Genomic DNA, 23762 nt, shown 5'->3' on the forward strand with positions numbered 1-23762 from the left:
TCTGCGGGGCATCATCACTGCCATTATCCAAATTAACTTTCGCCATTAATCCAGCGATACCTGCCTCATGATCAGAGAGATAATAATCTCCCGCTCTGTTTGCGTTAACTGGTGAAACGCACTTATCCAGATCGCTAAGGAATCATTTGCCATAGCATCAAATTGCATTCCATTCTCTTTAGCCTGCAATGCAATTTGAACCTTTTCAGGGACACTATTGATATGATACTCCAAAGCTTTGCCCTGAACGCCCGTGCGTTTACGGCTTTCCCACTTCTCCCGATGGGCTTTTTGATTAATACCCTGAATGGTGCCAGGTAATCCAGCTACGCCAGCCAATTCTCTGGTCGAAAACCATTCTTTCTTCATTGCGCCACCTAATATCAAAAGTGCTAACTCAGCAAACTTCTTCTACTTCAACAGGCTCAACGGTATACATATTCACTTTATCCATTAACCCTGAAATTCCATGACGAACAATCAAAGAGATAATTCTTTCACGTTCGGTCGGCGTCAGTTGGTTGTAGGCAGTCACCCAAATGGCAAAAGGATCATTAACCATTGCACTATACTTCGCGCCTTCCTCATGGCTACGAAGCACAATCCTGACTTTATCCGGAATGCTATCAATGTGGTACTCAAGAGCCTTACCCTGTACGCCGGTGCGTTTACGACTTTTCCATTGCTCACGGCGTGCTTTTTGATTAATTCCCTGAATGGTTGAGGGTAGCCCAGCTATTCCGGTTAACTCACTTGTTGAAAACCATTCTTTTTTCATAAAAAAACCATCCCTTTATTCCAATATTCCTACTGGTCCCAGTTACTTCTTACTCTCCTGAAAAAAACAATAAAGAAGTAAACAAATCCATATCTCTGATAAATCTCAATCAGAGTATATAAACTAGTAAGTAGTTTATGTTAGTTGATTAAATAAAAGAATAGTTTATTTAATGTTGGGCTTTGTATTTTAATACGAAAACATGCGTTGCAAACATGCATCTTATGCGTTGCTTTCATTTTTTCAACAAACTGATAATAAACGAAATATTTTAAAAAATGGTGTTTTTATGATATTTGTGACCGTAAAAGACATAACAGTCTTATTTAAAAACAATTTAATTGAATCAATAAATTATTTTTAATAAACAAGTTAAGAAAATAAAAAAAGTTCAGGTTTAATTATGTTAAAAAACAAGTCACTAAATCATGCGCCCCGCCAATCATAATAAAATATTCCCCGTTCAATAAAAATAAATCATTTGAATTATATTGAGAAATTTGTTGACATTAATTTTATTAAAAAATCAATATCGTCAAGAGATATTGTGTAATCCATCCCATTATAAACAACAAGTTTATACTGACTTTAAAAGGAGACGTTGAATGATTTCAAGGAAAGAAGATTGGCATTCTGCAGATATCATTGCCGCCTTACGTAAAAGAGGCACAACATTAGCAGCTTTATCACGCCAATCTGGTCTAAGTTCATCTACTTTAGCCAATGCTCTTGTCCGTCCATGGCCCAAGGGAGAAAGGCTCATCGCAGATGCATTGGAAAAACACCCTTCTGAAATTTGGCCCAGCCGATATTTAAAAACAAAAATCAATCAATTATATTCTGATAAACACGAACATACTTGATAGTGATAGAGGCAGCAGCAGGTCAAAAAAAACCGCTAGCGAAATAGTTTCGGTAGCGGTCTGATACAGCTCATCCTAAGAGAAAATTATCCCTGAATGAATTTTTCACCTAACTCAATATCTTTGTGCAGTACGTCCAGCATTGAATCGAGCGCTTTTTGTTCAAATGCGCTTAATGTGCCGATCTCTTTTCTGCTCTCGATACCATTTTTACCTAATACTAACGGCTGCGCAAAGAAGCGGGCATATTTACCGTCACCTTCAACATAGGCACATTCAACAACACCTTTTTCACCCTGCAATCCGCGCAGTAATGACAGACCAAAACGAGCTGCGGCTTGCCCCATTGACAACGTTGCGGACCCGCCGCCGGCTTTAGCTTCAACCACTTCTGTACCTGCATTTTGAATACGCTTAGTCAGCGACTCTATCTCAGCATCGGTAAAGCTTACGCCAGGAATTTGTGATAACAGAGGCAGAATAGTTACCCCTGAGTGGCCGCCAATCACGGCAACTTCCACATCACCAGGTAATTTGCCTTTCAGTTCTGCAACGAAAGTATTAGAACGGATAATATCCAGAGTAGTAATACCAAACAGTTTATTTTTGTCATAAACACCCGCTTTCTTCAATACTTCAGCGGCAATAGCAACAGTGGTATTCACTGGATTGGTAATAATACCAATACAGGCTTTCGGACATACCTGAGCTACCTGCTCGATCAGATTACGAACAATACCCGCATTAATATTAAATAAATCGGAACGGTCCATACCTGGCTTACGGGCAACACCTGCAGAAATTAAAACAATATCAGCGCCTTGCAGAGCTGGTTTTGCATCTTCACCGCTAAAACCGGTGACTTTAACTGCTGTAGGAATATGACTTAAATCAACGGCAACTCCCGGAGTAACCGGCGCGATATCATAGAGTGATAGCTCAGAATTCGCAGGAAGTTGCGTTTTCAGTAACAGGGCTAAAGCCTGACCAATACCACCGGCAGCGCCAAGAACTGCAATTTTCATTCATTACTCCTTTTGTTTTTGCTTATTTTGATGTGTAACTAAAATGCAACATCAAGCTTAGAGGATAGTGAGTATAATCACCAATCCTTAGGTTTAAGATTGAGATATGCTGCAAAGAATAATTAATTAAAAACATTTTGGTCACATAAATAGGTAATTAAAAACATTATGGTCGTGAGAATCGGGAATTAAATGCATTTTAATCACAACAATGAGTAAAGACTTTTGAGTACTTAGCCATTTTTATTCATAATACTGGTATTGTTATCCAACTATCGACGGTGCAAGATGCGAAGCCCAACAAAACAAGATGATTTGGTGAAGGCGTTTAAAGCGCTGTTAAAAGAAGAAAAACTCAGTTCTCAGGGAGAGATAGTTCAGGCCTTACAGGACGAAGGTTTTGAGAACATTAATCAGTCTAAAGTCTCCCGTATGCTCACTAAGTTTGGCGCAGTGCGAATTCGTAACGCTAAAATGGAAATGGTGTACTGCCTGCCAACTGAGCTGGGTGTGCCAACGGCAACCAGCCCATTAAAAAATTTGATTCTGGATATTGATTACAATGATGCTCTGGTAGTAATCCGTACCAGTCCGGGTGCTGCACAGCTTCTGGCCCGATTACTCGACTCAATTGGTAAATCAGAGGGTATTCTCGGTACTATCGCCGGAGATGACACAATTTTTACTACTCCAGCTAGGGGGTTTAGCGTAGAGCAGCTTTACGAAGCTATTCTTGATTTATTTGAGCAGGAACTCTGATTCCGCTAAAAGAACTAAGGCCTTCCGAAGAAGGCCTTTTTTGTATCCTGGCTTAAGCTATTGGGTATCTTTCTGCTTTTGTTTTAAGCCAGCCAGCAGCTTATCATGAATACCACCAAAACCGCCGTTACTCATGACCAGAATATTATCTCCCGGTTGAGCGCTACGAACGATCATATCCACCAACGCATCCAAATCGCCAGACCAGTGAGCTGGTTGAATGCAGGCATCGGTTATATCAGAGACCTGCCATGGGAGATTTGCCGGTTGCAGTAAAAACACTTCATCCGCCCGACCAAATGCCGGAGCCAGTTCATCTTTACTCACGCCCATCTTCATTGTGTTTGAACGTGGTTCCAGCACCGCCAGAATACGCTCGGTCCCGCCAACTTTACTACGTAACGCCGTCAGGGTTGCTAAAATAGCGGTTGGATGATGGGCAAAATCATCATAAACGGTAACGCCATTCACTTCACCGCGTAGCTCCAGACGACGGCGTGCATTAATGAAGTCATCTAATGCACGGCAGGCATCCTGAGGTTGAACACCAACATGACGAGCTGCTGCAATGGCCATCAGACCATTTTGCATATTGTGTTCCCCCACCAGCGACCAGTTCACTTCACCAACCACTTCACCATTTAACAGCACCTGATAATGACTGGCTTCGGCCGTGAGCTTATTAGCCGCCCATGTTTGCCCCTCGCCGGTAGTTTCTGATTCACTCCAGCATCCCATATTAATTACGTGCTTTAAATTCAAATCGTTTTCTGGCAGTAAAATCTTGCCTTGTCCCGGAACTAAACGCACCAGATGGTGGAACTGTTTCTGAATTGCCCGCAAATCTTCAAAGATATCAGCATGATCGAATTCAAGATTGTTCAACACCAGCGTGCGCGGACAATAGTGAACAAACTTAGAACGTTTATCAAAAAAGGCACTGTCATACTCATCGGCTTCAATGACAAAAAACGGACTGTCACCTAAACGGGCCGAGACATCAAAATTTCCCGGTACGCCACCAATAACAAAACCCGGCTTATAACCACAGCGCTCCAGAATCCAGGTTGCCATACCTGCGGTCGTGGTTTTACCATGCGTACCCGCAATGGCTACCACCCAACGATCGCGCAGTACGTTGTCATGTAACCACTGAGGCCCGGAAATGTAGGGAATACCTTCTTCCAACACCGTTTCAACACAAGGGTTACCGCGCCCCATCGCGTTACCAATAATGACCAGATCGGGACGAGGATTAAGCTGTGATGGAGAGTATCCCTGAATCAGGTTGATACCCTGTTTTTCTAACAGCGTACTCATTGGTGGATAAACGTTAGCATCAGAACCTGTGACCTGATGTCCGAGGGCACGGGCCAACATGGCAATACCGCCCATGAAAGTGCCACAAATACCAAGAATATGAATATGCATTATATTTCCAGTTTTTGGTGTATCGAGTTAGCTCTCATTCTAACGCCTCAGATAGGTTATAAGAAGGGGAATAACCTATCAATTTCTTTAACCTTTAGTTAAAATTTCCGCACACATAACACGGATGGCATACCATCGCCATTATACCTTCGGTTGACTCAGGAATCGTTCATGAAAACGTTAGGCGAATTTATCGTCGAGAAGCAGCAAGATTTCCCTCACGCTACAGGCGAACTTACTTCACTACTTTCAGCAATTAAACTAGGTGCCAAAATCATTCACCGTGATATTAACAAAGCGGGCCTGGTTGATATTCTGGGAACCAACGGCGTTTCGAACGTGCAGGGTGAAGCTCAGATGAAGCTTGATCTCTACGCCAACGAAAAGCTTAAGGCAGCACTAATAGCCCGTGGCGAAGTGGCAGGAATTGCCTCCGAAGAAGAAGATGACATTGTTGTTTTTGAAGGCGAACGCGCCACTCACGCAAAATATGTTGTCTTAATGGATCCATTGGATGGTTCTTCAAATATCGATGTAAACGTCTCTGTCGGTACCATCTTCTCTATCTACCGCCGCATTACGCCAATCGGTCAACCAATCACGGAGGCCGACTTCTTGCAGCCAGGCAATCGTCAGGTTGCAGCTGGCTATGTAGTTTATGGTTCGTCGACGATGTTGGTGTACACCACCGGCGTTGGCGTACACGCCTTTACCTACGACTCTTCCATTGGGGTGTTTTGCCTGTCCCATGAAAAAGTCCGCTTCCCGACCAAGGGAAATATGTATTCCATTAACGAAGGTAACTACATTAAGTTTCCTTTAGGGGTTAAAAAATACCTTAAATTCTGTCAGGAGCAGGACGAATCCACCGGTCGTCCTTATACCTCCAGGTATATTGGTTCTCTGGTAGCAGACTTCCATCGCAACTTGCTGAAAGGGGGAATTTACCTCTACCCAAGTACGGCTTCACACCCGAAAGGCAAACTGCGTTTACTGTATGAATGCAACCCAATGGCTTTCCTGGCTGAACAAGCGGGTGGTCGTGCCAGCGATGGCTTCAGACGTATTCTGGATATTGTACCGGAAGAGCTCCATCAGCGTATGCCGCTGTTTATCGGTACTGACTCAATGGTAAAAGATGCCGAGCGCTTCATGCATAACTATCCGGATGAGTAAGATTTCTCATCGCTAAGTAGAATAATGTTAGCAAGGGCAGATGATTCTGCCTTTTTTGATTATTACTCTCCTGAAAGTTGATCCAGACAACAAATTTAACATTTTTAATCATCTTTATTTACATTATCGAAAACCATCGCTATTTAACGGTTAAGATATCAGTATCAATCTGATAATCATTAAAGAGGATGACATGCTGGAACATCTTCAGTGGATCGATCTGATCGTCATTGGCATTGGATTAACTGTAGCTTATGTGATTTTCGGTATTACCGGTTTTGGCACTGCCCTGATTGCCAGCCCCTTACTGGCCTTCTTTATTCCGGTGGATAAAATCGTTCCTCTGTTAGCCCTGCTGGATTGCTCCGCTGCTATTACTAATGTCATGCGGGACAGAAAAAATGCAGTAATCGGTGAAATTAAGCGCCTGGTTCCTTTGATGATTCTTGGTAGCCTGCTGGGGGCAGCAGTTCTGCTCTATACCAATCCGGACAATTTACTCATCTACCTGGCAGTATTTGTTATTGCTTACGCGCTTTACTCCCTGAGCGGCTTTAAGCCCAATACCCAATTTACCCCAAAGGCTTCTATACCCTTTGGTTTTATTGGTGGTATTTTCAGCGCCCTGTTTGGCAGCGGTGGATTTATTTATGCTATCTATTTGTCAGGCAGAATCCCTGATAAAAATGATATTCGGGTCACTCAAAGCACTTTAATTGGTTTAAGTACGTTTACTCGCATAGTGATTTTTCTGGTTGCAGGCGTCTATACCGACTGGTCATTCCTTTCTATGGCATTAGCCCTGTTCCCGGCGATGATTATCGGTGTATTTATTGGACGCCGCATCACACTGGCGCTTTCCAGAGAAAACTTCTTACGTATCATTAATCTGGTCATACTGGTTTCAGGCATCAGTTTGTTGATTCGTGCGGTTCTTTAATAAGCTGTATAAAAATTGGCTGGTTATTATTGTTTACATTTATAAAACATTTATAATGATTCACGTTTACAACCTCCTGAGGCCGGGCAATGAATAACATCATCAATAAAAGTATTGTTGCGCTGATTTCTATCTGTGCATTATCCGGTATCGGTGGCGTTGCGCTTGCAGGTTTAATCATCTATACCCATTCTGTGTCCTGATAGCACAACTTCATTTCTGACATCTGATAGCTACCGTATTCCAGTTGCTTATACATTCCCGTAAATCCTCCAACCACAATATTTCTGCTTATCTGCCTGATTAATATTTAATTAAAAGCAATATTGTCAAAAATTGAAGATTCCGTTTCAGAGTCGGCTATAATAGGCGCCAACTGTAACCCAACTTTATTTGAGTAGAAGGAAATAGAGATGAGCCTTAATTTAGTCCCGGCGGGAAAAGACCTTCCGGAAGATATCTACGTTGTTATTGAAATTCCGGCCAATGCCGATCCAATCAAATACGAAGTAGACAAAGAGACTGGTGCCATTTTCGTTGACCGTTTTATGTCAACCGCCATGTTCTATCCGTGCAACTATGGTTACATTAACCATACATTATCTCTGGATGGGGATCCGGTTGACGTTTTAGTCCCAACGCCTTATCCGCTGCTGCCAGGCTCTGTTATTCGCTGCCGTCCGGTTGGCGTACTGAAGATGACTGACGAATCAGGTGAAGATGCGAAATTAGTTGCCGTTCCTCACACCAAACTGAGCAAAGAATACGATCACATCAAAGATGTGAATGATTTGCCTGAACTGCTGCGCGCACAAATCACCCACTTCTTTGAACACTATAAAGATTTAGAAAAAGGCAAATGGGTGAAAGTTGACGGTTGGGATAACGCTGCCGCTGCTAAAGCTGAAATTATGGCCTCTTTCGAACGCGCGAAGAAGTAATCCCGCTTTTGATAAATAAAAAGAGCGCTAATTAGCGCTCTTTTTACATGTACATGATTAGTCGTACCTGATTATTCATTATGCTGACGGTGAACCCAGTCACCGCTATCAATACGCTTTAGCCCATCGACAGAGTGCAGATACAAATACATCCATGCACTACCGTAAGGCGTTTGTACCAGCTCTCGCTTGTAATCCCGCGTATCATTTTTCAACTCATCAAGTTCAGCCAAAATAGAGGAATCGATGCGATAAACCTCACAGTCGATCTCTCCGTCACCTTTAATCACAGCAGGGTAATGCCCTAAATCATACAGCTCATAGCCAGCAATGCGATATTCACCAAGCCACTGGGCGTTTGTCATCCAGTGACTATTACCCTGACCCCGTCGTAAACTACCATAAACAATAATTCGCATAATCAAAACTCAAACTGATAGAGCAAATCCAACGCCTGATCGATACCAGACACCGCTTCAAGATACAATTTTGGCATTAGCCGATAGCGTAAAGTTAATGTTGCCAGTGAATCAAAGATCCCTACACCATATTTTACCTGTAAGCCCGGCATAATATAGCCGCTCACGACAACAGAAGAACTATCGCCAACGCCTTGCGTATCCAGTGATAAATTTTTAACGCCAAAAGCTTCACCAATCTGTCCAACCAGCTTACCGCTCTTGGCAACGCCTATTCCAATCAGCATTGAGGTCATCATATCACTGTCACCACCACCGCTGTCCAGCCCCTGCCCTCTCAACAGATAAGATAGCGCTTGCTTCTGTGACATTGCCGGATCGGAGAAAATCTCCACTTTCGGTTCACTGGCAAGACCAGTGACGCGAACCCCGGCAGTAACATCATTTTCGGTTGCATCAGGATTTCGTATGGCTTCCAGATTCAACATTGGCTGATCGGCTGCTCCGGCAAACAAAATTTGGCCTTTACGGATCACCAAATCCTGCCCGTAAGCACGGAAAGAACCATCCGGAATATTAACCTGACCGTTTAAGCCTAAGCCTTTTTTATCCTGAGCGACTTTCAAATCGCCCTCCAGACGAGCTTTTAAACCAAATGCATTAATCGAGACGCTATTACCGATATGAATAACTAAATTGCTGTTAATCGGTATCGAGGCCGTTTTGATTTCAATCGGTTTTAGCTGTTTATCCAGCATCACTTCATCAGAAGAGATACCTGTGGCACTTTCAGGGATCTCCTCTACGGTAATTCTGGCCCAGGGTACACCAACAGAACCATTTAACGTCAACAACTGGGGCGTTGCCTCAAAAACAATATCAGGAGAAACATCCAACATCACTGTTGGTGGCATAGAAATACGAATCCGGTCGCCTTTTGCCGTAATCGAGGCTCTCCATGCCTCAATTTGACGCCAGTCTGCATTACCCCCAAGGTTTAGCGAACCCTTTTCTGTCTGAATAAGGCCGGTAAGTTCAGAACTGGTACCATTGAAGTTTAGTGCAATCCGGCCATCTTTAACCGTCAGAGGAATCATCTGGGTATTCAACTTCAGTTGATCAAGTACCAGAGGTCCGGAAATTTTTGGGCTTTGAGCATTGCCGGACAGGTTTAAATTAGCGTTCAGCACCCCGTCAGCTTTTTCACTATTTAACAAAACCGGCTTCAGCAATGCGAGAGATAATGCGTCAATTTTCACATTACCGGACAGGCTGCGGTTATTTTGTGGATCATTGACCTGAAGATTGCCACTAAAGCTACCGTTATTCGCTATTTTCATCAGCCAGTTAAGCTGGGCGCGATTACCCGCCAGATTAGCATCCAGTTTCATATCATTCAGCACCACAGGCAATGGACGACCATTAACCATTTGGGTTACGGCAACACCATTCCCTTTCAGTAGCACTTTTGCCTGAGGTAATCCGCCGTTAGCTTTCCAGCTGATATCCGCATTACCGTTAAATACTCCTTTAGCTTTGGTATCTCTGCCCAGTAATGGTGCCAGCATAGCTAAATCAAAACGGCTCAGTACAATGGAGGCCTGACCATTCGGACCTGCGTCTATGGTTTTCGGCACACAGAGTTCAGCATTCGGGTTACGCCAGCAGTGAGAACCGATGCTGATGGTTTGTTGTGCGTTACGATAGTCCAGTGCAACATCTTGTGATGTCTTCCATTCACCAACAGGCGTATCAAATCGGGTATTATTCAGTGCACCTTTCCAACGCTCGCTGGCTCGATCGAAACTGCCGGATAATACCAACTGACCGGAAACCGGTTTACCGTTAATATTTAACTTTAGCTGATGCTTGCTTTCATTGCCTTCGGCATCAAGATTTAACTGACTGATATTCAGGTCGCCCTGTTTTAAACCGCTGATTGCCAGCGTCAAAACGCCTTTAACCTGTGATTCTGAAGTGATATCGCTGTTCAGGTTCACTTTAGCAATCTGCATACCCTGCCAGCCTAAGCCATTTGCCGTTACGTCCGCCAATAGCTGAGGTTTTTTTGCATTTCCCCTGAGTTTCACTGTACCTTTAGCAACACCGCTTAACCCTGGTAACATTCCCGTCAGTTTAGGGGCATTAATATCGGCATCTAACACCCATTTATTCGCCAAATCGCCTTTTATATCAACCGTATTGGGGCCCAATGCCAGATTAATACCGGGGATAACCCACTGACCGACATCATTGCCTTTTAACGATCCGGTCGCGCTCAGGCGATTCTGTTTCACCTGACCATTCAGATTAAGTTCCGGCACATCAACCTGCCAGCTTCCACCATTCAGGCTGCCTTTAGTGCTGACTTTGCCGTTGAGGCTTACTGGCCATTCCGGCCATTGTTTTGCGGTATTGATGCCTTCAATGGTTAACAGTGAGCGCCAACTGATGGCATTACTCCAGTCAACCACGCCCTTCATCTCAGCCTTGCCCTGTAGGGCATTTAAACGTAAACGAGATAAATTAAACTGTTGAATATTGCCTTTACCATCAACCTGTACGTTGGCGGGAGGAATATCCGTTCCCTCAACGGCTGAACGTAAAGACAGCGCATAATCGGTAGCCTTTCCGGTCAGGCGCAGGCGAGTATCATTAACTTTATAATCCACTTTCCCGGTTAACGGCCAACGTACCTGTTTACTTTCCAGAGTCAGTGCAAGAGGTAAACCTGCCGTCGCCAGTTCAGTTTCTGCTTTTAACTGAGCACCAACCGGGCCAGAGGCATTAAGACCGAGGGTTAGCTGGCCGGTAATTTCACCGCCAGCAATTAACTTAACTTTCTCGCCTTTCAGTGCAGGGTCATTAACCGTCGCATTGAGCGTAAGGTTCACCGGCCAGTTATCCTGCATGGTGACCTCACCGGTCAGCGCCGCAATCCCCTCTGGCGCATTCACTTTTAATGACTGAATCTGAATATGAGACGCTTTGCTAACGGCCTGTAACTCCAGACGGTCTATTTGGATCGGTGTGCTTCCTGCCAAACGTAAATCTTCGCCAATTAAATCTGGCAAGTTGAAATCCATCGGCAGCGGCACTTCCGGCAATGACGCCAGTAACGGCTCGGCGAACAGCTGCTTCAGCATTTCGCCGGTGGTTTGCTGTGGGCCCGTTGGCGCTGGTTCTGATGATTCGGGTAGCACTACCAATAGTTGACGAATCCTGGTCGGCTGGATGGATATTTCACGCTGCTGCCAGTTAGCTGCGGTTCGGAACTCATTCAGGCTAATAGCAATATCATCAACGGTAACATTGACATTATTTAGACGAAGCAGGTTAAGTGCAATGGGATAAGGCGTTTTAATATCCGTAACCGGCTGACTTTTCGGTTCATCAACAACAGCGGATGATGGAATCTGGCTGGTATTAACCTTAACATCAACGTCTGTGGCAGTAATGGCATTAACACAAATCTTCTTATTGGTAATGCAGCCCAGATTCAGCGACAGATGAAATTCACCCACGCCAACATCAATACCAGGCATAGCATAGCTAACTTTTGACAGCGTTAAATCGCGCCACCCACCTTCAACTTTACCAATTTGTACCCCTGATACCAGACGAGGAACCTGATTAAGTACAAAATGTAATCCGCTTTGTGTTCCCAGTAGCCATGCCAGTGCACCACACAGCAGCACTATTAACAGTAACAGAGCAATCAGAACTCGTTTAACCCACTTCATCCTCATAGTTCTGGCCCCAAACCGATGTAAATCTGCATACCGTGCTTATCGCTATCCCCAATAGGGGCAGCGATATCCAACTTAATCGGCCCGATTGGTGAAGCCCAACGAACACCAACACCGGCTCCTTTTTTAAAGGTGTAATCGTCCAGTTTATTAACTGCATCACCACCATCAACGAAGGCCGCGCCCCACCAGTTACCCGCGACGTTATATTGATACTCCAACGATCCGGTCGCCAGTTTGGAAGCCCCGGTTAATTTGCCATCATCATCTTTTGGGGAGAGGGATTTATATTTATAACCCCGGATACTGCGATCGCCACCGGCGAAGAAACGTAATGAAGGGGGAACCTTACTGAAATCACCGGTCTCTATCCACCCCAGATTACCCCGGGCAATAAAGCGATGTTTATCCCCCAAAGAACGGATCCAGACGTTTTGAGCCTGAACAACAGCAAAATCCACATCCGAACCCCAGCTGGTTTCCGATACGTCTAATGAGTAACGTTGACTATCGCCCCACATAGGCATCAGGCCACCGCGTTGGCGAGTTCGGTTAATACTAACCCCGGGATAGATCAACATCGTAGTATTGGTCACGGAACCCTGGGTAAAGTTATCCAGGCTCCAGCGCAAATTCACTGCACGCTGCCAGCCGCTGCTGCTGTCCCAATATCGGGCGACGTTAAACATTCCGGAGCTGGATTTGGTATCGTTTTGATCTTCATGTTTGTAGCCCGATTGCAGCAGGTAATATTGTTCTAATGGGCTTTTCTGCAATGGAATCTTATAGTTAAAATCAAGACTTTGCTCTGGCGCAGACAGGCTAATGCCGGTCTCCAGACTGTGGCCGCGATCGTTGAACCACGGTTTTTTCCAGTTGGCTTTAACCCGTGGGCCAATATCCGTGGAGTAACCACCACCAAGCTCGATAATATTTTGGGTTCTTGGCGAAAGAACGCCTTCCAACGGCAATAGTTTATCGCCATACACGCCGTCGAAATTAGGTGAAACCACCACACTGTTAAACCAGTTGGTTGATGAGAGACGGCGGTTCAGTTCGGAAAGCTGGGCGGAGGTATAGTATTCACCCTCTTTAAACGGGATCAGATTCTGCAAATAGTCATCACGAATCTGCGAATCAATAAAGGTTACCTTACCAAAACGGTAACGGTCGCCGCTGTTAAAATCGATATCCCAGAAAGCCTGATGAAGATCGGCTGACACCCCCAGTTGACTTCGCTCAATGCTGGCATCAAAAAAACCACGGCGAATAGCTAAACCGGTTAGTGAATCTTTGAAACCATCATAAGTTCCGTGATCGAGAATAGTACCTTTTGCCGGAATATCCTTTTTCAACAGATCGGTATAGAACTCATCATCTTTAGCCTGACCGGTAATCAGCACATTAGTTTGTTCGATACGTACCGGTTCACCCGGCGTTACGGTGGCGGTCAGTACGGGTTTTAGTGCCAGACCAGACTGAACAACATCAAACTTAATTTCAGGATCGTAGTAACCTTTAGCCCGTAGCCCTTTACGAATACTCTCTTCTACCTGACGGGTAAAACGAGGGTTATCAGATATCTCTTCTTCAGGAATGGTTGAAAGTAATGCTTCAACGTTTGCCTCCAGATCATCACTTAATCCTTTTACCTCCAGACTCAACCCCGCCGTTTTTGCCGATGAGACAACCAGCATAAAGGGTAGCAACAGGTAAAATACTTTGTATCGTGATTGAGGCACTACAACTCCTAAAATAATCTATCTGATTGACTACAATGATTAACAACGTAGTAAAAGTTTAGAATCAGGTATGCTTTATCTCATACCCTGTTAATTACTTGTATATTGTCGGTAAAGATTGATTCAGATACAACCGGCTTCACCCTATTCTTGACAAAAACATCCGGAGAAAATTTATGTTACCCGTTAATATATTGGAATTCACTTCGTCGGAAAATGCCCTTCCCGGTCGGGATACACCAATGAAAGTTGCCCCAGAGCATTTAATTTTACACACATCAATGACCGGGACGCCTAAAAATATGTCAGAAGCAATTTTCGCAATGGGTTGTTTTTGGGGGGTGGAACGCCTGTTTTGGCAACAGGTTGGCGTGTACAGCACCGCCGCAGGATATAGCGGAGGCCTGACCCCGAATCCAACCTATCGCGAAGTTTGCAGTGGGCAAACAGGCCATGCCGAAGTGGTAAAAGTTGTCTTTGATCCATCGATTATCAGCTATATCGATTTACTCAAACTATTTTGGGAAAATCATGACCCGGCTCAGGGAATGCGGCAGGGAAATGATATCGGTACCCAATACCGTTCGGCTATCTATGCAGCCACTCCTGAACAATTGCAACAGGCCCTTGATAGTGAAAAAGCCTTTACTCAAGCCATGAGCGCTGTCAAAGATACACGCCAGATCACCACTGAAATTACCATGGCTAAGCCTTTCTATTTCGCGGAAGATGAGCATCAGCAGTATCTGGCGAAACACCCTAACGGTTATTGTAATCTGGGAGGAATTGGCGTTTGCCTGCCGCCGGAAATCTAAAGGCATATGACAAGCGTTAACCAACTGTTATACTAATTGACGATAACGGACTAAAGCCCGTCGGTCCTCATAGTTTGTTACCCTTTTGCTCATTCAGAGTACTCAACGTTAAAGTCTATTTCCGATATAACTGCGGATAAATTATGTTAAACAGTCTATTACTGATTATTTTGTTGATCGCGATAAGTGCGTTCTTCTCTTTTGCCGAGATCTCTCTCGCCGCCTCACGAAAAATGAGGCTGAAAATGATGGTGGATGAAGGCAACGTTAACGCCGCTCGCGTACTGGAACTACAGGCAACCCCTGGGATTTTCTTTACCGTAGTGCAAATTGGCATTAATGCTGTCGCCATTCTCGGCGGTATTGTTGGTGATTCTATTTTCTCACCTTACGTTGCCGCTTTTCTCAGCCGTTTTATGGAACCCGAACTTTCCGAACAACTTGGATTTATCGTTTCATTCTCTATTGTTACCAGCCTGTTCATTCTGTTTGCTGACCTGACCCCAAAACGCATTGGCATGACATCACCGGAGGTAGTCGCAATCCGGATTATCAATCCAATGCGCTTCTGCATTGCCCTGTTTCGTCCGTTAGTTTGGTTCTTTAATGGTATGGCGACTCTAATTTGTCGCCTGCTTAAAGTTCCGATGATCCGTAACGATAATATTACCTCCGACGATGTGTATGCGGTATTTGAAGCGGGTGCACTGGCAGGCGTATTGCGTAAACAAGAACATGAGCTGATTGAGAACGTGTTCGAACTGGAATCCAGAACGGTCCCCTCATCCATGACCGCCCGTGAACACGTGGTCTATTTCGAACTGGATGAGCAAGAGTCAGAAATTAAAGACAAAATAGCCAATTATCCTCACTCAAAGTTCTTAGTGTGTAATGGCTCCATCGACCAAATCATTGGTTATGTTGACTCCAAAGATTTACTGATCCGGGTACTGAGTAATCAGAGCCTGACATTAAAAGGCGGAGTTCAAATTCATACGCCTCTGATTGTGCCGGATACTTTAACCCTGTCGGAAACACTGGAAAGCTTTAAGGTTGCCGGTGAAGACTTTGCAGTTATCCTTAACGAATATGCGCTGGTCGTTGGTATCATCACGCTTAAAGATGTGATGACCACACTAATGGGCGATCTGATTGGTCCCGGACAGGAAGAGCAGATAGTAGCGCGTGACGAAAGCTCATGGTTGATTGATGGTGTAACGCCTATTGACGACGTTATGCGTGCCCTGTCGATTGACGAATTTCCGCAGTCAGAAAACTATGAAACCATCGGTGGTTTTATGATGTATATGCTGCGTAAGATTCCAAAGCGCACTGACTCAGTCAAATTCGCCGGCTATAAGTTCGAAGTGGTTGATATCGACAGCTATAAAATCGATCAGCTGTTAGTCACTCGTTTGCAGGATAATCCGGTTGTACAACCGGAGGAGAACAAAGAGAAACCACCAAAAGAGACTGAATAAAAATTCATTACCCAGAAAACAAGATGGCCATCGTTAAGGATGGCCATTAAAGTTAACTTAAGATGTGAATAATCATTCAATATCAGGCAAATTCAGCGCGTAACTCCTGCACTTCCCGGTTTACTTCTGCCATGACATTGAAGTGAATTTTATCACATACTTTTGGAAGCAGAATTTTCCCCATATCAAACTCAAATGCACCAATACCCTTGATGTAGAGCCTGCCACGGAAGAGAGTCTTCACATAGAGCGCAATCCGTTGTGGATTGTAGCTAGGGAAGATTTTCATTTCATGTCCTCCATTTATTATTAAGACTTAACGCCACTATAGCCCGGTCACCCGAACACTCGTTAGTGACGCTAGCTATGTCTCTTAGTTAACACTACTATTTTTTATACTCATAGCCTCTTTAACGTTATTTACATAACATGCTGAAGTGTCAGGAAAGCGATGAGTACCAATAACTATAGGACAAAGACCAATTTTTCACGAATTAAAAACTATATAATTTGAGGTATATAAAATTTAACACTTACTAACTTAATTTATTCTGGGGGTTAGCGGAGACATAAAACCCCGGATTAAGAAATGTGTGAGCTGGCGCATAGTTAAGCGGAATATCATCCCAATTATTCACTTGTAACCCCACGGCTCGAACAATGGCATGGCCCGCCGCCGTGTCCCAAATACAGGTTGGTCCGAAACGAGGATAGATTTGTGCGTTTCCTTCTGCGACCAGACAGAACTTCAGTGAAGAGCCTACCGCTGTGGTTTCATAATCACCCAGTGACGCCAAAAATTGCTCTAGTTGTTCATCACGGTGTGAGCGGCTACAAACTACTTTTGGCGGATAAGCTAACTCAGGATTGATGATCTGTCGGCTTCCCTCAATCTCTTTCCAGGCGCACTCTTCTTCTGCAGCATAAAGCACATCCGGCACCGGAGCATACACCACGCCCATCACCGGAACACCCTGTTCAATTAACGCAATATTGACAGTAAATTCACCATTACGGTTTAAAAACTCTTTGGTACCGTCCAGTGGGTCAACCAGCCAGTATCGCTGCCAGTGGCGACGCTCTTCCCATTCCTGAGGAGATTCTTCGGAAAGCACCGGGATATCCGGGGTGAGTAAGGTTAAGCCATCAACAATGATACGATGAGCAGCCAGATCGGCGGCAGTTACCGGTGAACTGTCGGCTTTAAAATGGGCTTCCAGCGGCTGATACCCCTGGTAAACCTGCAAAATAGCCTCGCCAGCCTGACGAGACAGGAGGCAAATCGCTTCTAACCTATCTGACACCTGCAACATAAATCCCCTTTTCACCACCATCAGAATTATTCAGATTAGCAATTCTGTACATAATAACCAGTTTTTCAGGTCATTAATCTTGCGGGACTCCCTTCTCAATCAACTGAAACAGAAACTCACATTGCATTTTTTAAAGATGCATTTAAAATACACCTTAATAATCCAATCTGACATCTGAATATATGGGGAGCTATTATGGAATACGCCAGCCAATCATTAGGGGCTTTAGCCGTTGCAATTCCCGGCGCAACAAAATTATTTCGTCAATACGATCTCGACTTTTGCTGCGGCGGAAAACAGACGCTACAACGTGCCGCAGACAAGAAAATGCTGAATATAGCGGAGATATCTCAACAACTTGAACAGCTCGCCAGTAAGCCTTCCGAAGCTAAAAACTGGTCACAATCGCCTTACTCAGAAATTATTTCACATATTCTACAGCGCTATCATCAGCGTCACAGAGAGCAACTACCAGAATTGATTTTACTGGCGCAAAAAGTTGAACGCGTCCATGCCGCTAAACTCACCTGTCCCCAGGGTCTGGCTGAAACGCTAACCGCTATTTATCAGGATTTAGAACAGCATATGATGAAAGAAGAGAGAATTCTGTTTCCGATGATCCAACAGGGAATGGGAACTCAGGCGGGTGGCCCTATCAATGTCATGGAGATGGAACACGATCGTGCGGGTCAGGATGTTGAAAAGGTTAAACAGTTAACGAACAACTTAACCCCTCCAGCCGAGGCTTGTAACACCTGGAGAGCGCTGTATAGTTCAACAGAAGAGTTTATCACTGACCTGATGGAGCATATTCATCTGGAAAATAACATTCTTTTCCCACGGGCTTTAGCCAACAAATAGCCCTGTAAATCAATCAGCCAGAGCGACATAGACTCTGGCTGATTCACTTTCTTAACGCGGCTTCTCAGAAATCAGAGAATATCCAGTAATTCCACTTCAAACACCAGTGTGCTGAATGGTGGAATTGAAGCGCCGGCACCACGTTCACCGTAGGCCAGATGCTGAGGTATAGTTAGCTTCCATCTGGAACCCACAGGCATCAACGTTAATGCCTCAATCCAACCAGGAATAACACCGCTGACCGGGAACTCAGCTGGTTCACCACGTTTAACCGAGCTATCAAATACGGTACCGTCAATCAGGCTACCGGTATAATGAACGCGAACGCGATCCTGGCGGGAAGGGATAGTACCTTCACCCTGATTCAGAACTTCAAACTGCAATCCAGACTCGGTGCTGTTCACTTCGCTACGTTTGGCGTTCTCTTCTAAGTAACGAACGCCCTCTTCGGCCATTTTTTCCTGCTTCTCACGGCGAACCTGATCGGCACGCTCATGAATTTCACGCAGTGCGCGATGAACAACGTCTACCGGCACAGAAGGATGGTTGCCATGCAAAGCATCCGTTAAACCGGCTAACAGCGCTTCTGGTACCAGCCCTTCTAAACCGGACTCCTGGAGCTGTTGCCCGACCTGCAAACCGATACCGTAGCTGGCCTGTGATTCTACGCTGTCAAAAGATGGCTTTGTCATTATGTTTCCTCAGAAAATAGCCTTAGAAAATAGATCTGGAAAGATAAACAGAGGCGAAGCATACCACAGGAAATCTGGCAGAATAAATGACAACGACAAAGCATCGCCGGAATTATGCCTGAACTTATTCCTGTCGTGCCGCTTCTTGCGCTATTTTTCCCTTGGTCAGTCACCAGATAACAATTCCCATCAGACTTAATACCGCTCCAGTCACACAAACACCTCGCCATTGAGCGTATTGATAAGCCATGGCAGATAGATAATGATAAATAATCTCGCGGCAGATATATCTATTTATATTATTTACCTAATCTATTTTATTCGATCTATTATGGTTAAAATCACACAACTACCAGACAGATAGTTCATGTCTGACTGAGTCCCAGATGAGGTGTCGTGATGCAGGTACATAAAGTTAAACAGCGATCGGAAGGCGGCAATCCGCTGAAGGTCCTATTATCTAAATTATGGCACTTACCTGATAGTTTCAGCTGGATGGAACCTCTTCCCTATGCCCATCGCCGTGGTGTAATACTCGCCACCTTATTGATTCTTTGTGCATTCTTGTGGCCCAGTGATAAAGGGGGAACCACCACCAACAATACTCCCGTGGAACTATCGGCGCCGGAGGCGATCACTACGCAGCCAAATGCGCCCCCGCCTGAGCTATCTCAGGCCCTAAATACCCCAACACCAATTCAGCCACCGTCTCTGACCTCCAGTCAGCAAACTACCGAAACGCCAGCCTCCCCCCAGCTTCCCCAACCTCCTGTAATACCTGAGCAACCTGCTAACCCTGAATGGAAAGAGTTTACTATACAAAAAGGACATACGCTGACCCAGCTTTTCCGGGAGAATCGCTTTATCGTCAATGATGCATTTTTACTGGCACAGGTTGAAGGACCGGGAAAACCGCTTAATGCCTTAAAAATTGGGCAAAAAATTCGGGTTCAGTTAACTCAGAATAAGCAAGTTATGGCGCTGGAGGTTGAACTTTCTGCCAATAAATCAGCCCTGTTTACTCGCCAGAGCGATGGGCGTTTTCGTCGGGAGCGTTAAGCTGCTGCAACAGAAAATCCCGCAGCACAACGCCCTGATTATGTTCCGTATCCTTACTGCCAAAGAGTAAAGTAATACTTTTATTCTGTTGCAGTAACTGCAACAGCGGCTTCCAGCCCTGCCCATGATTGAGTTCTGCCTGATAGTCATGACAAAAATCATCCCAACGGGTTGGATCGGCATGAAACCGTTGGCGCAATTCAGTACTCGGAGCGACATCTTTTAGCCAGATAACACCGGGCAAGCGCGCTTTGCTTACGCCTCTGGGCCAGAGGCGATCGATAAGAAAACTGTTTTCTGCAATTGGAGAGGTAATCTCATATACCCTCGCCAGATGAATATGGGCCATCACATTCTCCGTATCAATATAGCGTCGCCAACTTAAAAACGTTATCGGACAAACGCCGTTGAACCGAAAACTAATATCACACCGATAAAACAAAAAAGAAAGAGACTATCCAAAAGCAGAAAAGCAAAACGCCGACATAAGCCGGCGTTTTAAACATGGTAAGAAAACTAAAATTAGTCTTCAGCAACCACGATAACGTTCAGTTTAGCAAATACTTCGCTGTGAACCTGGAAGCTAACTTCGAACTCACCCAGATTGCGTAAAACGCCTTCTGGCAGACGAACTTCTCTCTTGGCCACTTCAACGCCAGCTGCAGTTACTGCATCAGCGATGTCGCGAGTACCGATAGAACCGAACAGTTTACCTTCGTCACCCGCTTTAGAAGCGATAGTCACGCTGCCCAGACCAGTGATCTTAGCGGCGCGAGCTTCTGCAGCTGCCAGAGTTTCAGCCAGTTTGGCTTCTAACTCAGCACGACGAGCTTCGAAAAACTCAACGTTTTTCTTGGTTGCCGGAACCGCTTTACCTTGCGGTACCAGATAGTTACGAGCATAGCCCGATTTAACATTAACTTGATCACCCAGGCTGCCCAGGTTAGCTACTTTATCAAGCAGAATAACTTGCATTACCGTATCCTCTTTAAGTTCGTGGATCGTTGCCGATTACTGATGACGATCAGTATACGGTAACAAAGACAGGTAACGTGCGCGCTTAATAGCACGTGCCAGCTGACGCTGGTACTTAGCACGGGTACCGGTGATACGGCTCGGGACAATCTTCCCGCTCTCGGTGATATAATTTTTCAGCGTTGCGATATCTTTATAGTCGATCTCTTGAACGCCTTCCGCGGTGAAACGGCAGAACTTGCGACGACGGAAATAACGTGCCATATGGCTAGTCTCCAGAATCTATCAATTCAATCTGCTCGGCATGTAACACTAATTTATTGAGCCCGTTGCGGCCTTGATGGCTGCTGACAAAACCGGATACTCTCAGGTTACTGCCGACCGTTATACTGTGAGTTAACGCTTGAGACTGCTGTCCACTGACAACCACGGGCATTCTGCACCATGCTTGTCGGTTAAACCCGGCTTCCTGCTGTTGTGAGCGGTGCTCTAGCACAAACTGACAATGCGGAACCCCGGATGGACTTACTTTACGGATGGGGGTCTTGGTTACTATACCAGACAACACCAACCGATTTGCAGTCTGCACCGGCAATTACTCTTCAGAATCCTCAGCATCATCTGAGTCATCATCCATTAGCTCTTCAGCAAAATCTTCACGACGCTCGCGACGCTCGTCTTTTGCTTTAACCATTGGAGAGGCTTCAGTTACGGCATGCTTAGTACGCATTACCATGCTACGGATAACGGCATCGTTGAAGCGGAAGTTAGTTTCCAGCTCATCGATCGCTTCCTGCGGTGCTTCAACGTTCAGCAGAACGTAGTGAGCTTTATGCAGTTTGTTAATTGGGTAAGCCAGTTGACGACGACCCCAATCTTCTAAACGGTGAATTTCACCACCTGCAGTTTTGATCGCACCGGTGTAACGTTCGATCATACCTGGAACTTGTTCGCTTTGGTCGGGATGGACCATAAAGACGATTTCGTAATGACGCATCAATTGCTCCTTACGGATTATTCAGCCTCCTGTCAGGGTCAGCCGTGGCCCATGGAAGCAAGGAACGTGTTTATGTGTACGGCTGAAAAAATGACGCTAAATTGTACGTTTATGGCGGGGGAACTTCAAGGAGATTCAGCATTGGTTTAGTAATAAACTGAATCTCCTGAAGTTAAACTGGTTTAAGCCTGTGCAATGGCTTCAATTTCAAGGGCCGAACCAAAATGCAAACAGGAGACACCCGCAACAATTCTGGCGGGGCGGTGGCCACCAATCCACTCAGCATAGATGCGGTTAAACTCCGGCCACATTTCCATATCGACAATAAAAATACGCACCTGAACCAACTTACTTTTACTACTGCCGGATGCATTGAGGCTGGCCTCAATATTGAACAGCACCTGCCTGACCTGTTGTTCAAAGGGCCGATTTGCCAGCGCCTGCCCCTGTGCATCCACCGGCAATTGCCCTGAAAGATAAACCATGCCATTACAGATACAGGCATGAGAGTAGTGTCCACCGGGTTTCGATAATTCCGGGCTGTTAACATGCGCAATACGGTTTTCTGTATCAGCGAGATTCATATGCTTTTCCCCTTACCCGGCAAAAATATCACTCATACCGCCGGAAGCCTTCAGGCCCGAACCGGTCAAAATCACTACTGTCGTTTCACCTGGCTTGATAACACCACGACACATAAACTCATCAATAGCCGCAGCGGCCGTCGCGCTGGTTGGTTCGGCATACAGTCCCATTGATGTGAGCTTTATCACCGCCTGAGCTATTTGTTGTTCTGTTATCGCAGCGGTATTACCGCCAGAACGGCGAATCGCCTCTAACAGCTCGGTCAGGCGCACCGGACTGCGAATAGCAGTACCTTCGGCAATGGTTGCTGCATATTTTGTTGGCACTAACTCTGTAGCCCCAGCCTGAAAGGTAGCATCTATCGGCGCACAGTTTGCCGGTTGCGCAATCAGTAGTTTAGGTAATTTTTTAATTTGACCGGCGGCTAACAGTTCACTGAAGCCAATATCACAGCCTAAAACGTTACTACCGGCACCGGTAGGAATAATAATGTTGTCAGGGGCTTTAAAACCTAAATCTTCCCATAATTCATAGGCCAGTGATTTGGTTCCCTGCAAAAAGAAAGGATGCCAGTTATGACTGGCGTAAAACGTTGACTCTGACTGTCGCAGCGCTTCATTTTCCGTATCCTGACGGGAGCCGGGAACTAGCTGAACCGCTGCGCCAAAAGCCCGACTTTGTAATAACTTGGCCGGTGAGGTTGATTCCGGAGCCAGTATGCGTGCTTTTATACCTGCGGCGGCGCATGAGGCGGCAATTGCCGCACCGCCATTACCAGAACTGTCTTCAATCAGTTCTTTCACACCCAACTGAGCCAGAAAAGAGACCATCACCGCCGCACCGCGATCTTTAAAACTGCTGGTTGGATTAAACCACTCTAATTTGAACAGGATATCAGCATTATTCCAGCGTTTACCAACCAGTGGTGTGCAGCCTTCTCCCAAAGAGACAGGATGTTTGATAGCAACGGGTAATGCCGCCTGATAGCGCCAGAGTGAACGATGATGGCTGTCAATTTCATCGCGGGTAATTCCAGGTAACGCGGTAATCATCAATGATGCCCTTTTATCTGAACACCAGCGCAGTTCATCAATTTGATAATTCAGTCCGTTACGTCGATCAATATATTCAGGTATCACTTTTTTCATCATCACTCTCCGG

General features: G+C 45.3%; 26 protein-coding genes. 9 read left to right on the forward strand and 17 right to left on the reverse strand.

Annotated features, from left to right (window positions below):
• Window positions 1-45: 45 nt before the first annotated feature.
• Window positions 46-369, reverse strand: a complete 324-nt coding sequence (locus tag LPW36_RS04920; RefSeq protein WP_230608323.1) for a DNA-binding protein — start codon at window positions 367-369, stop codon at window positions 46-48.
• A gap of 28 nt (window positions 370-397) precedes the next feature.
• Complete coding sequence (locus LPW36_RS04925) at window positions 398-778, reverse strand: DNA-binding protein (RefSeq protein WP_230608324.1); 381 nt, start codon at window positions 776-778, stop codon at window positions 398-400.
• Between the two features lie 605 nt (window positions 779-1383).
• On the opposite strand from LPW36_RS04925, the gene LPW36_RS04930 reads away from it, so the two are divergent.
• On the forward strand, window positions 1384-1641 hold the full coding sequence (locus LPW36_RS04930; protein WP_230608325.1) for a helix-turn-helix domain-containing protein: 258 nt from the start codon (window positions 1384-1386) through the stop codon (window positions 1639-1641).
• Window positions 1642-1727: 86 nt separating this feature from the next.
• On the opposite strand, the gene mdh is transcribed toward LPW36_RS04930, so the two are convergent.
• Complete coding sequence (gene mdh, locus LPW36_RS04935; RefSeq protein ID WP_230608326.1) at window positions 1728-2666, reverse strand: malate dehydrogenase; 939 nt, start codon at window positions 2664-2666, stop codon at window positions 1728-1730.
• A gap of 288 nt (window positions 2667-2954) precedes the next feature.
• On the opposite strand from mdh, the gene argR reads away from it, so the two are divergent.
• Window positions 2955-3425 carry a transcriptional regulator ArgR gene (gene argR / locus LPW36_RS04940; RefSeq protein WP_108901271.1) on the forward strand — a complete coding sequence of 157 codons (471 nt, stop codon included), beginning with the start codon at window positions 2955-2957 and terminating at the stop codon, window positions 3423-3425.
• A gap of 57 nt (window positions 3426-3482) precedes the next feature.
• On the opposite strand, the gene mpl is transcribed toward argR, so the two are convergent.
• Window positions 3483-4856 (reverse strand): UDP-N-acetylmuramate:L-alanyl-gamma-D-glutamyl-meso-diaminopimelate ligase, encoded by a 1374-nt coding sequence (gene mpl / locus LPW36_RS04945; protein WP_230608327.1) that lies wholly within the window; start codon window positions 4854-4856, stop codon window positions 3483-3485.
• Window positions 4857-5027: 171 nt separating this feature from the next.
• Here mpl and fbp point away from each other — a divergent pair, with 171 nt between their 5' ends.
• The 3 genes from fbp (at window position 5028) to ppa (ending at window position 7913) form a co-directional block, all read left to right on the forward strand.
• Entirely contained in the window at window positions 5028-6032 is a 1005-nt protein-coding gene (gene fbp, locus LPW36_RS04950) for a class 1 fructose-bisphosphatase (protein WP_230608328.1), read from the forward strand.
• A 193-nt stretch (window positions 6033-6225) separates the two neighbouring features.
• The gene (locus tag LPW36_RS04955; RefSeq protein ID WP_230608329.1) at window positions 6226-6972 is read left to right on the forward strand and encodes a sulfite exporter TauE/SafE family protein; all 747 of its coding nucleotides are present in this window, start codon (window positions 6226-6228) and stop codon (window positions 6970-6972) included.
• Window positions 6973-7385: 413 nt separating this feature from the next.
• The gene (gene ppa / locus LPW36_RS04960) at window positions 7386-7913 is read left to right on the forward strand and encodes an inorganic diphosphatase (protein ID WP_108901268.1); all 528 of its coding nucleotides are present in this window, start codon (window positions 7386-7388) and stop codon (window positions 7911-7913) included.
• Between the two features lie 71 nt (window positions 7914-7984).
• Here ppa and LPW36_RS04965 read toward each other — a convergent pair whose 3' ends face one another.
• From LPW36_RS04965 to tamA, 3 genes are read right to left on the reverse strand one after another with little or no spacing between them, the layout of a single operon-like run.
• A complete protein-coding gene (locus LPW36_RS04965; RefSeq protein WP_230608330.1) occupies window positions 7985-8332 on the reverse strand; it encodes a gamma-glutamylcyclotransferase family protein in 348 nt (115 codons plus the stop codon).
• A gap of 2 nt (window positions 8333-8334) precedes the next feature.
• The gene (gene tamB / locus LPW36_RS04970) at window positions 8335-12075 is read right to left on the reverse strand and encodes an autotransporter assembly complex protein TamB (RefSeq protein WP_230608331.1); all 3741 of its coding nucleotides are present in this window, start codon (window positions 12073-12075) and stop codon (window positions 8335-8337) included.
• A 2-nt stretch (window positions 12076-12077) separates the two neighbouring features.
• A complete protein-coding gene (gene tamA, locus LPW36_RS04975) occupies window positions 12078-13778 on the reverse strand; it encodes an autotransporter assembly complex protein TamA (RefSeq protein WP_230608372.1) in 1701 nt (566 codons plus the stop codon).
• 221 nt (window positions 13779-13999) lie between these two features.
• Here tamA and msrA point away from each other — a divergent pair, with 221 nt between their 5' ends.
• Both msrA and paeA read left to right on the forward strand, forming a co-directional pair.
• On the forward strand, window positions 14000-14638 hold the full coding sequence (gene msrA, locus LPW36_RS04980) for a peptide-methionine (S)-S-oxide reductase MsrA (protein ID WP_230608332.1): 639 nt from the start codon (window positions 14000-14002) through the stop codon (window positions 14636-14638).
• A gap of 143 nt (window positions 14639-14781) precedes the next feature.
• The gene (gene paeA, locus LPW36_RS04985) at window positions 14782-16119 is read left to right on the forward strand and encodes a polyamine export protein PaeA (protein ID WP_230608333.1); all 1338 of its coding nucleotides are present in this window, start codon (window positions 14782-14784) and stop codon (window positions 16117-16119) included.
• An 82-nt stretch (window positions 16120-16201) separates the two neighbouring features.
• Here paeA and LPW36_RS04990 read toward each other — a convergent pair whose 3' ends face one another.
• Together LPW36_RS04990 and cysQ are read right to left on the reverse strand one after the other, a co-directional pair.
• A complete protein-coding gene (locus tag LPW36_RS04990; RefSeq protein ID WP_218466976.1) occupies window positions 16202-16408 on the reverse strand; it encodes a DUF1107 domain-containing protein in 207 nt (68 codons plus the stop codon).
• Between the two features lie 247 nt (window positions 16409-16655).
• Complete coding sequence (gene cysQ / locus LPW36_RS04995; RefSeq protein ID WP_230608334.1) at window positions 16656-17423, reverse strand: 3'(2'),5'-bisphosphate nucleotidase CysQ; 768 nt, start codon at window positions 17421-17423, stop codon at window positions 16656-16658.
• 204 nt (window positions 17424-17627) lie between these two features.
• On the opposite strand from cysQ, the gene ytfE reads away from it, so the two are divergent.
• The gene (gene ytfE / locus LPW36_RS05000) at window positions 17628-18293 is read left to right on the forward strand and encodes an iron-sulfur cluster repair protein YtfE (protein WP_230608335.1); all 666 of its coding nucleotides are present in this window, start codon (window positions 17628-17630) and stop codon (window positions 18291-18293) included.
• Between the two features lie 71 nt (window positions 18294-18364).
• On the opposite strand, the gene fklB is transcribed toward ytfE, so the two are convergent.
• Window positions 18365-18985 carry a BamJ family beta-barrel-assembly machinery protein gene (fklB, locus tag LPW36_RS05005; RefSeq protein ID WP_230608336.1) on the reverse strand — a complete coding sequence of 207 codons (621 nt, stop codon included), beginning with the start codon at window positions 18983-18985 and terminating at the stop codon, window positions 18365-18367.
• 399 nt (window positions 18986-19384) lie between these two features.
• Between fklB and LPW36_RS05010 the strand changes: the two genes are divergently transcribed.
• Window positions 19385-20044 carry an OapA family protein gene (locus tag LPW36_RS05010; protein WP_230608337.1) on the forward strand — a complete coding sequence of 220 codons (660 nt, stop codon included), beginning with the start codon at window positions 19385-19387 and terminating at the stop codon, window positions 20042-20044.
• On the opposite strand, the gene LPW36_RS05015 is transcribed toward LPW36_RS05010, so the two are convergent.
• The 7 genes from LPW36_RS05015 to LPW36_RS05045 all read right to left on the reverse strand — a co-directional run bounded on the left by LPW36_RS05015 (window position 20004) and on the right by LPW36_RS05045 (window position 23752).
• Complete coding sequence (locus tag LPW36_RS05015; protein WP_230608338.1) at window positions 20004-20393, reverse strand: DUF488 domain-containing protein; 390 nt, start codon at window positions 20391-20393, stop codon at window positions 20004-20006. The genes LPW36_RS05010 and LPW36_RS05015 overlap by 41 nt on opposite strands.
• A 173-nt stretch (window positions 20394-20566) precedes the next feature.
• Window positions 20567-21019: a 50S ribosomal protein L9 gene (rplI, locus tag LPW36_RS05020; protein WP_230608339.1), complete on the reverse strand. Its 453-nt coding sequence runs from the start codon at window positions 21017-21019 to the stop codon at window positions 20567-20569.
• A gap of 36 nt (window positions 21020-21055) precedes the next feature.
• Window positions 21056-21283, reverse strand: coding sequence for a 30S ribosomal protein S18 (gene rpsR, locus LPW36_RS05025; protein WP_000135199.1), 228 nt, complete (start codon window positions 21281-21283; stop codon window positions 21056-21058).
• Between the two features lie 4 nt (window positions 21284-21287).
• Window positions 21288-21608 carry a primosomal replication protein N gene (gene priB, locus LPW36_RS05030; RefSeq protein WP_130590232.1) on the reverse strand — a complete coding sequence of 107 codons (321 nt, stop codon included), beginning with the start codon at window positions 21606-21608 and terminating at the stop codon, window positions 21288-21290.
• 6 nt (window positions 21609-21614) lie between these two features.
• Window positions 21615-22016 carry a 30S ribosomal protein S6 gene (gene rpsF / locus LPW36_RS05035; protein WP_108901257.1) on the reverse strand — a complete coding sequence of 134 codons (402 nt, stop codon included), beginning with the start codon at window positions 22014-22016 and terminating at the stop codon, window positions 21615-21617.
• Between the two features lie 182 nt (window positions 22017-22198).
• The gene (locus LPW36_RS05040; RefSeq protein ID WP_230608340.1) at window positions 22199-22600 is read right to left on the reverse strand and encodes a RidA family protein; all 402 of its coding nucleotides are present in this window, start codon (window positions 22598-22600) and stop codon (window positions 22199-22201) included.
• 12 nt (window positions 22601-22612) lie between these two features.
• Window positions 22613-23752, reverse strand: coding sequence for a threonine synthase (locus tag LPW36_RS05045; protein ID WP_230608341.1), 1140 nt, complete (start codon window positions 23750-23752; stop codon window positions 22613-22615).
• Between the last annotated feature and the right edge of the window lie 10 nt (window positions 23753-23762).

Source organism: Limnobaculum eriocheiris, from assembly GCF_021010575.1.
Taxonomy (GTDB): domain Bacteria; phylum Pseudomonadota; class Gammaproteobacteria; order Enterobacterales; family Enterobacteriaceae; genus Limnobaculum; species Limnobaculum eriocheiris.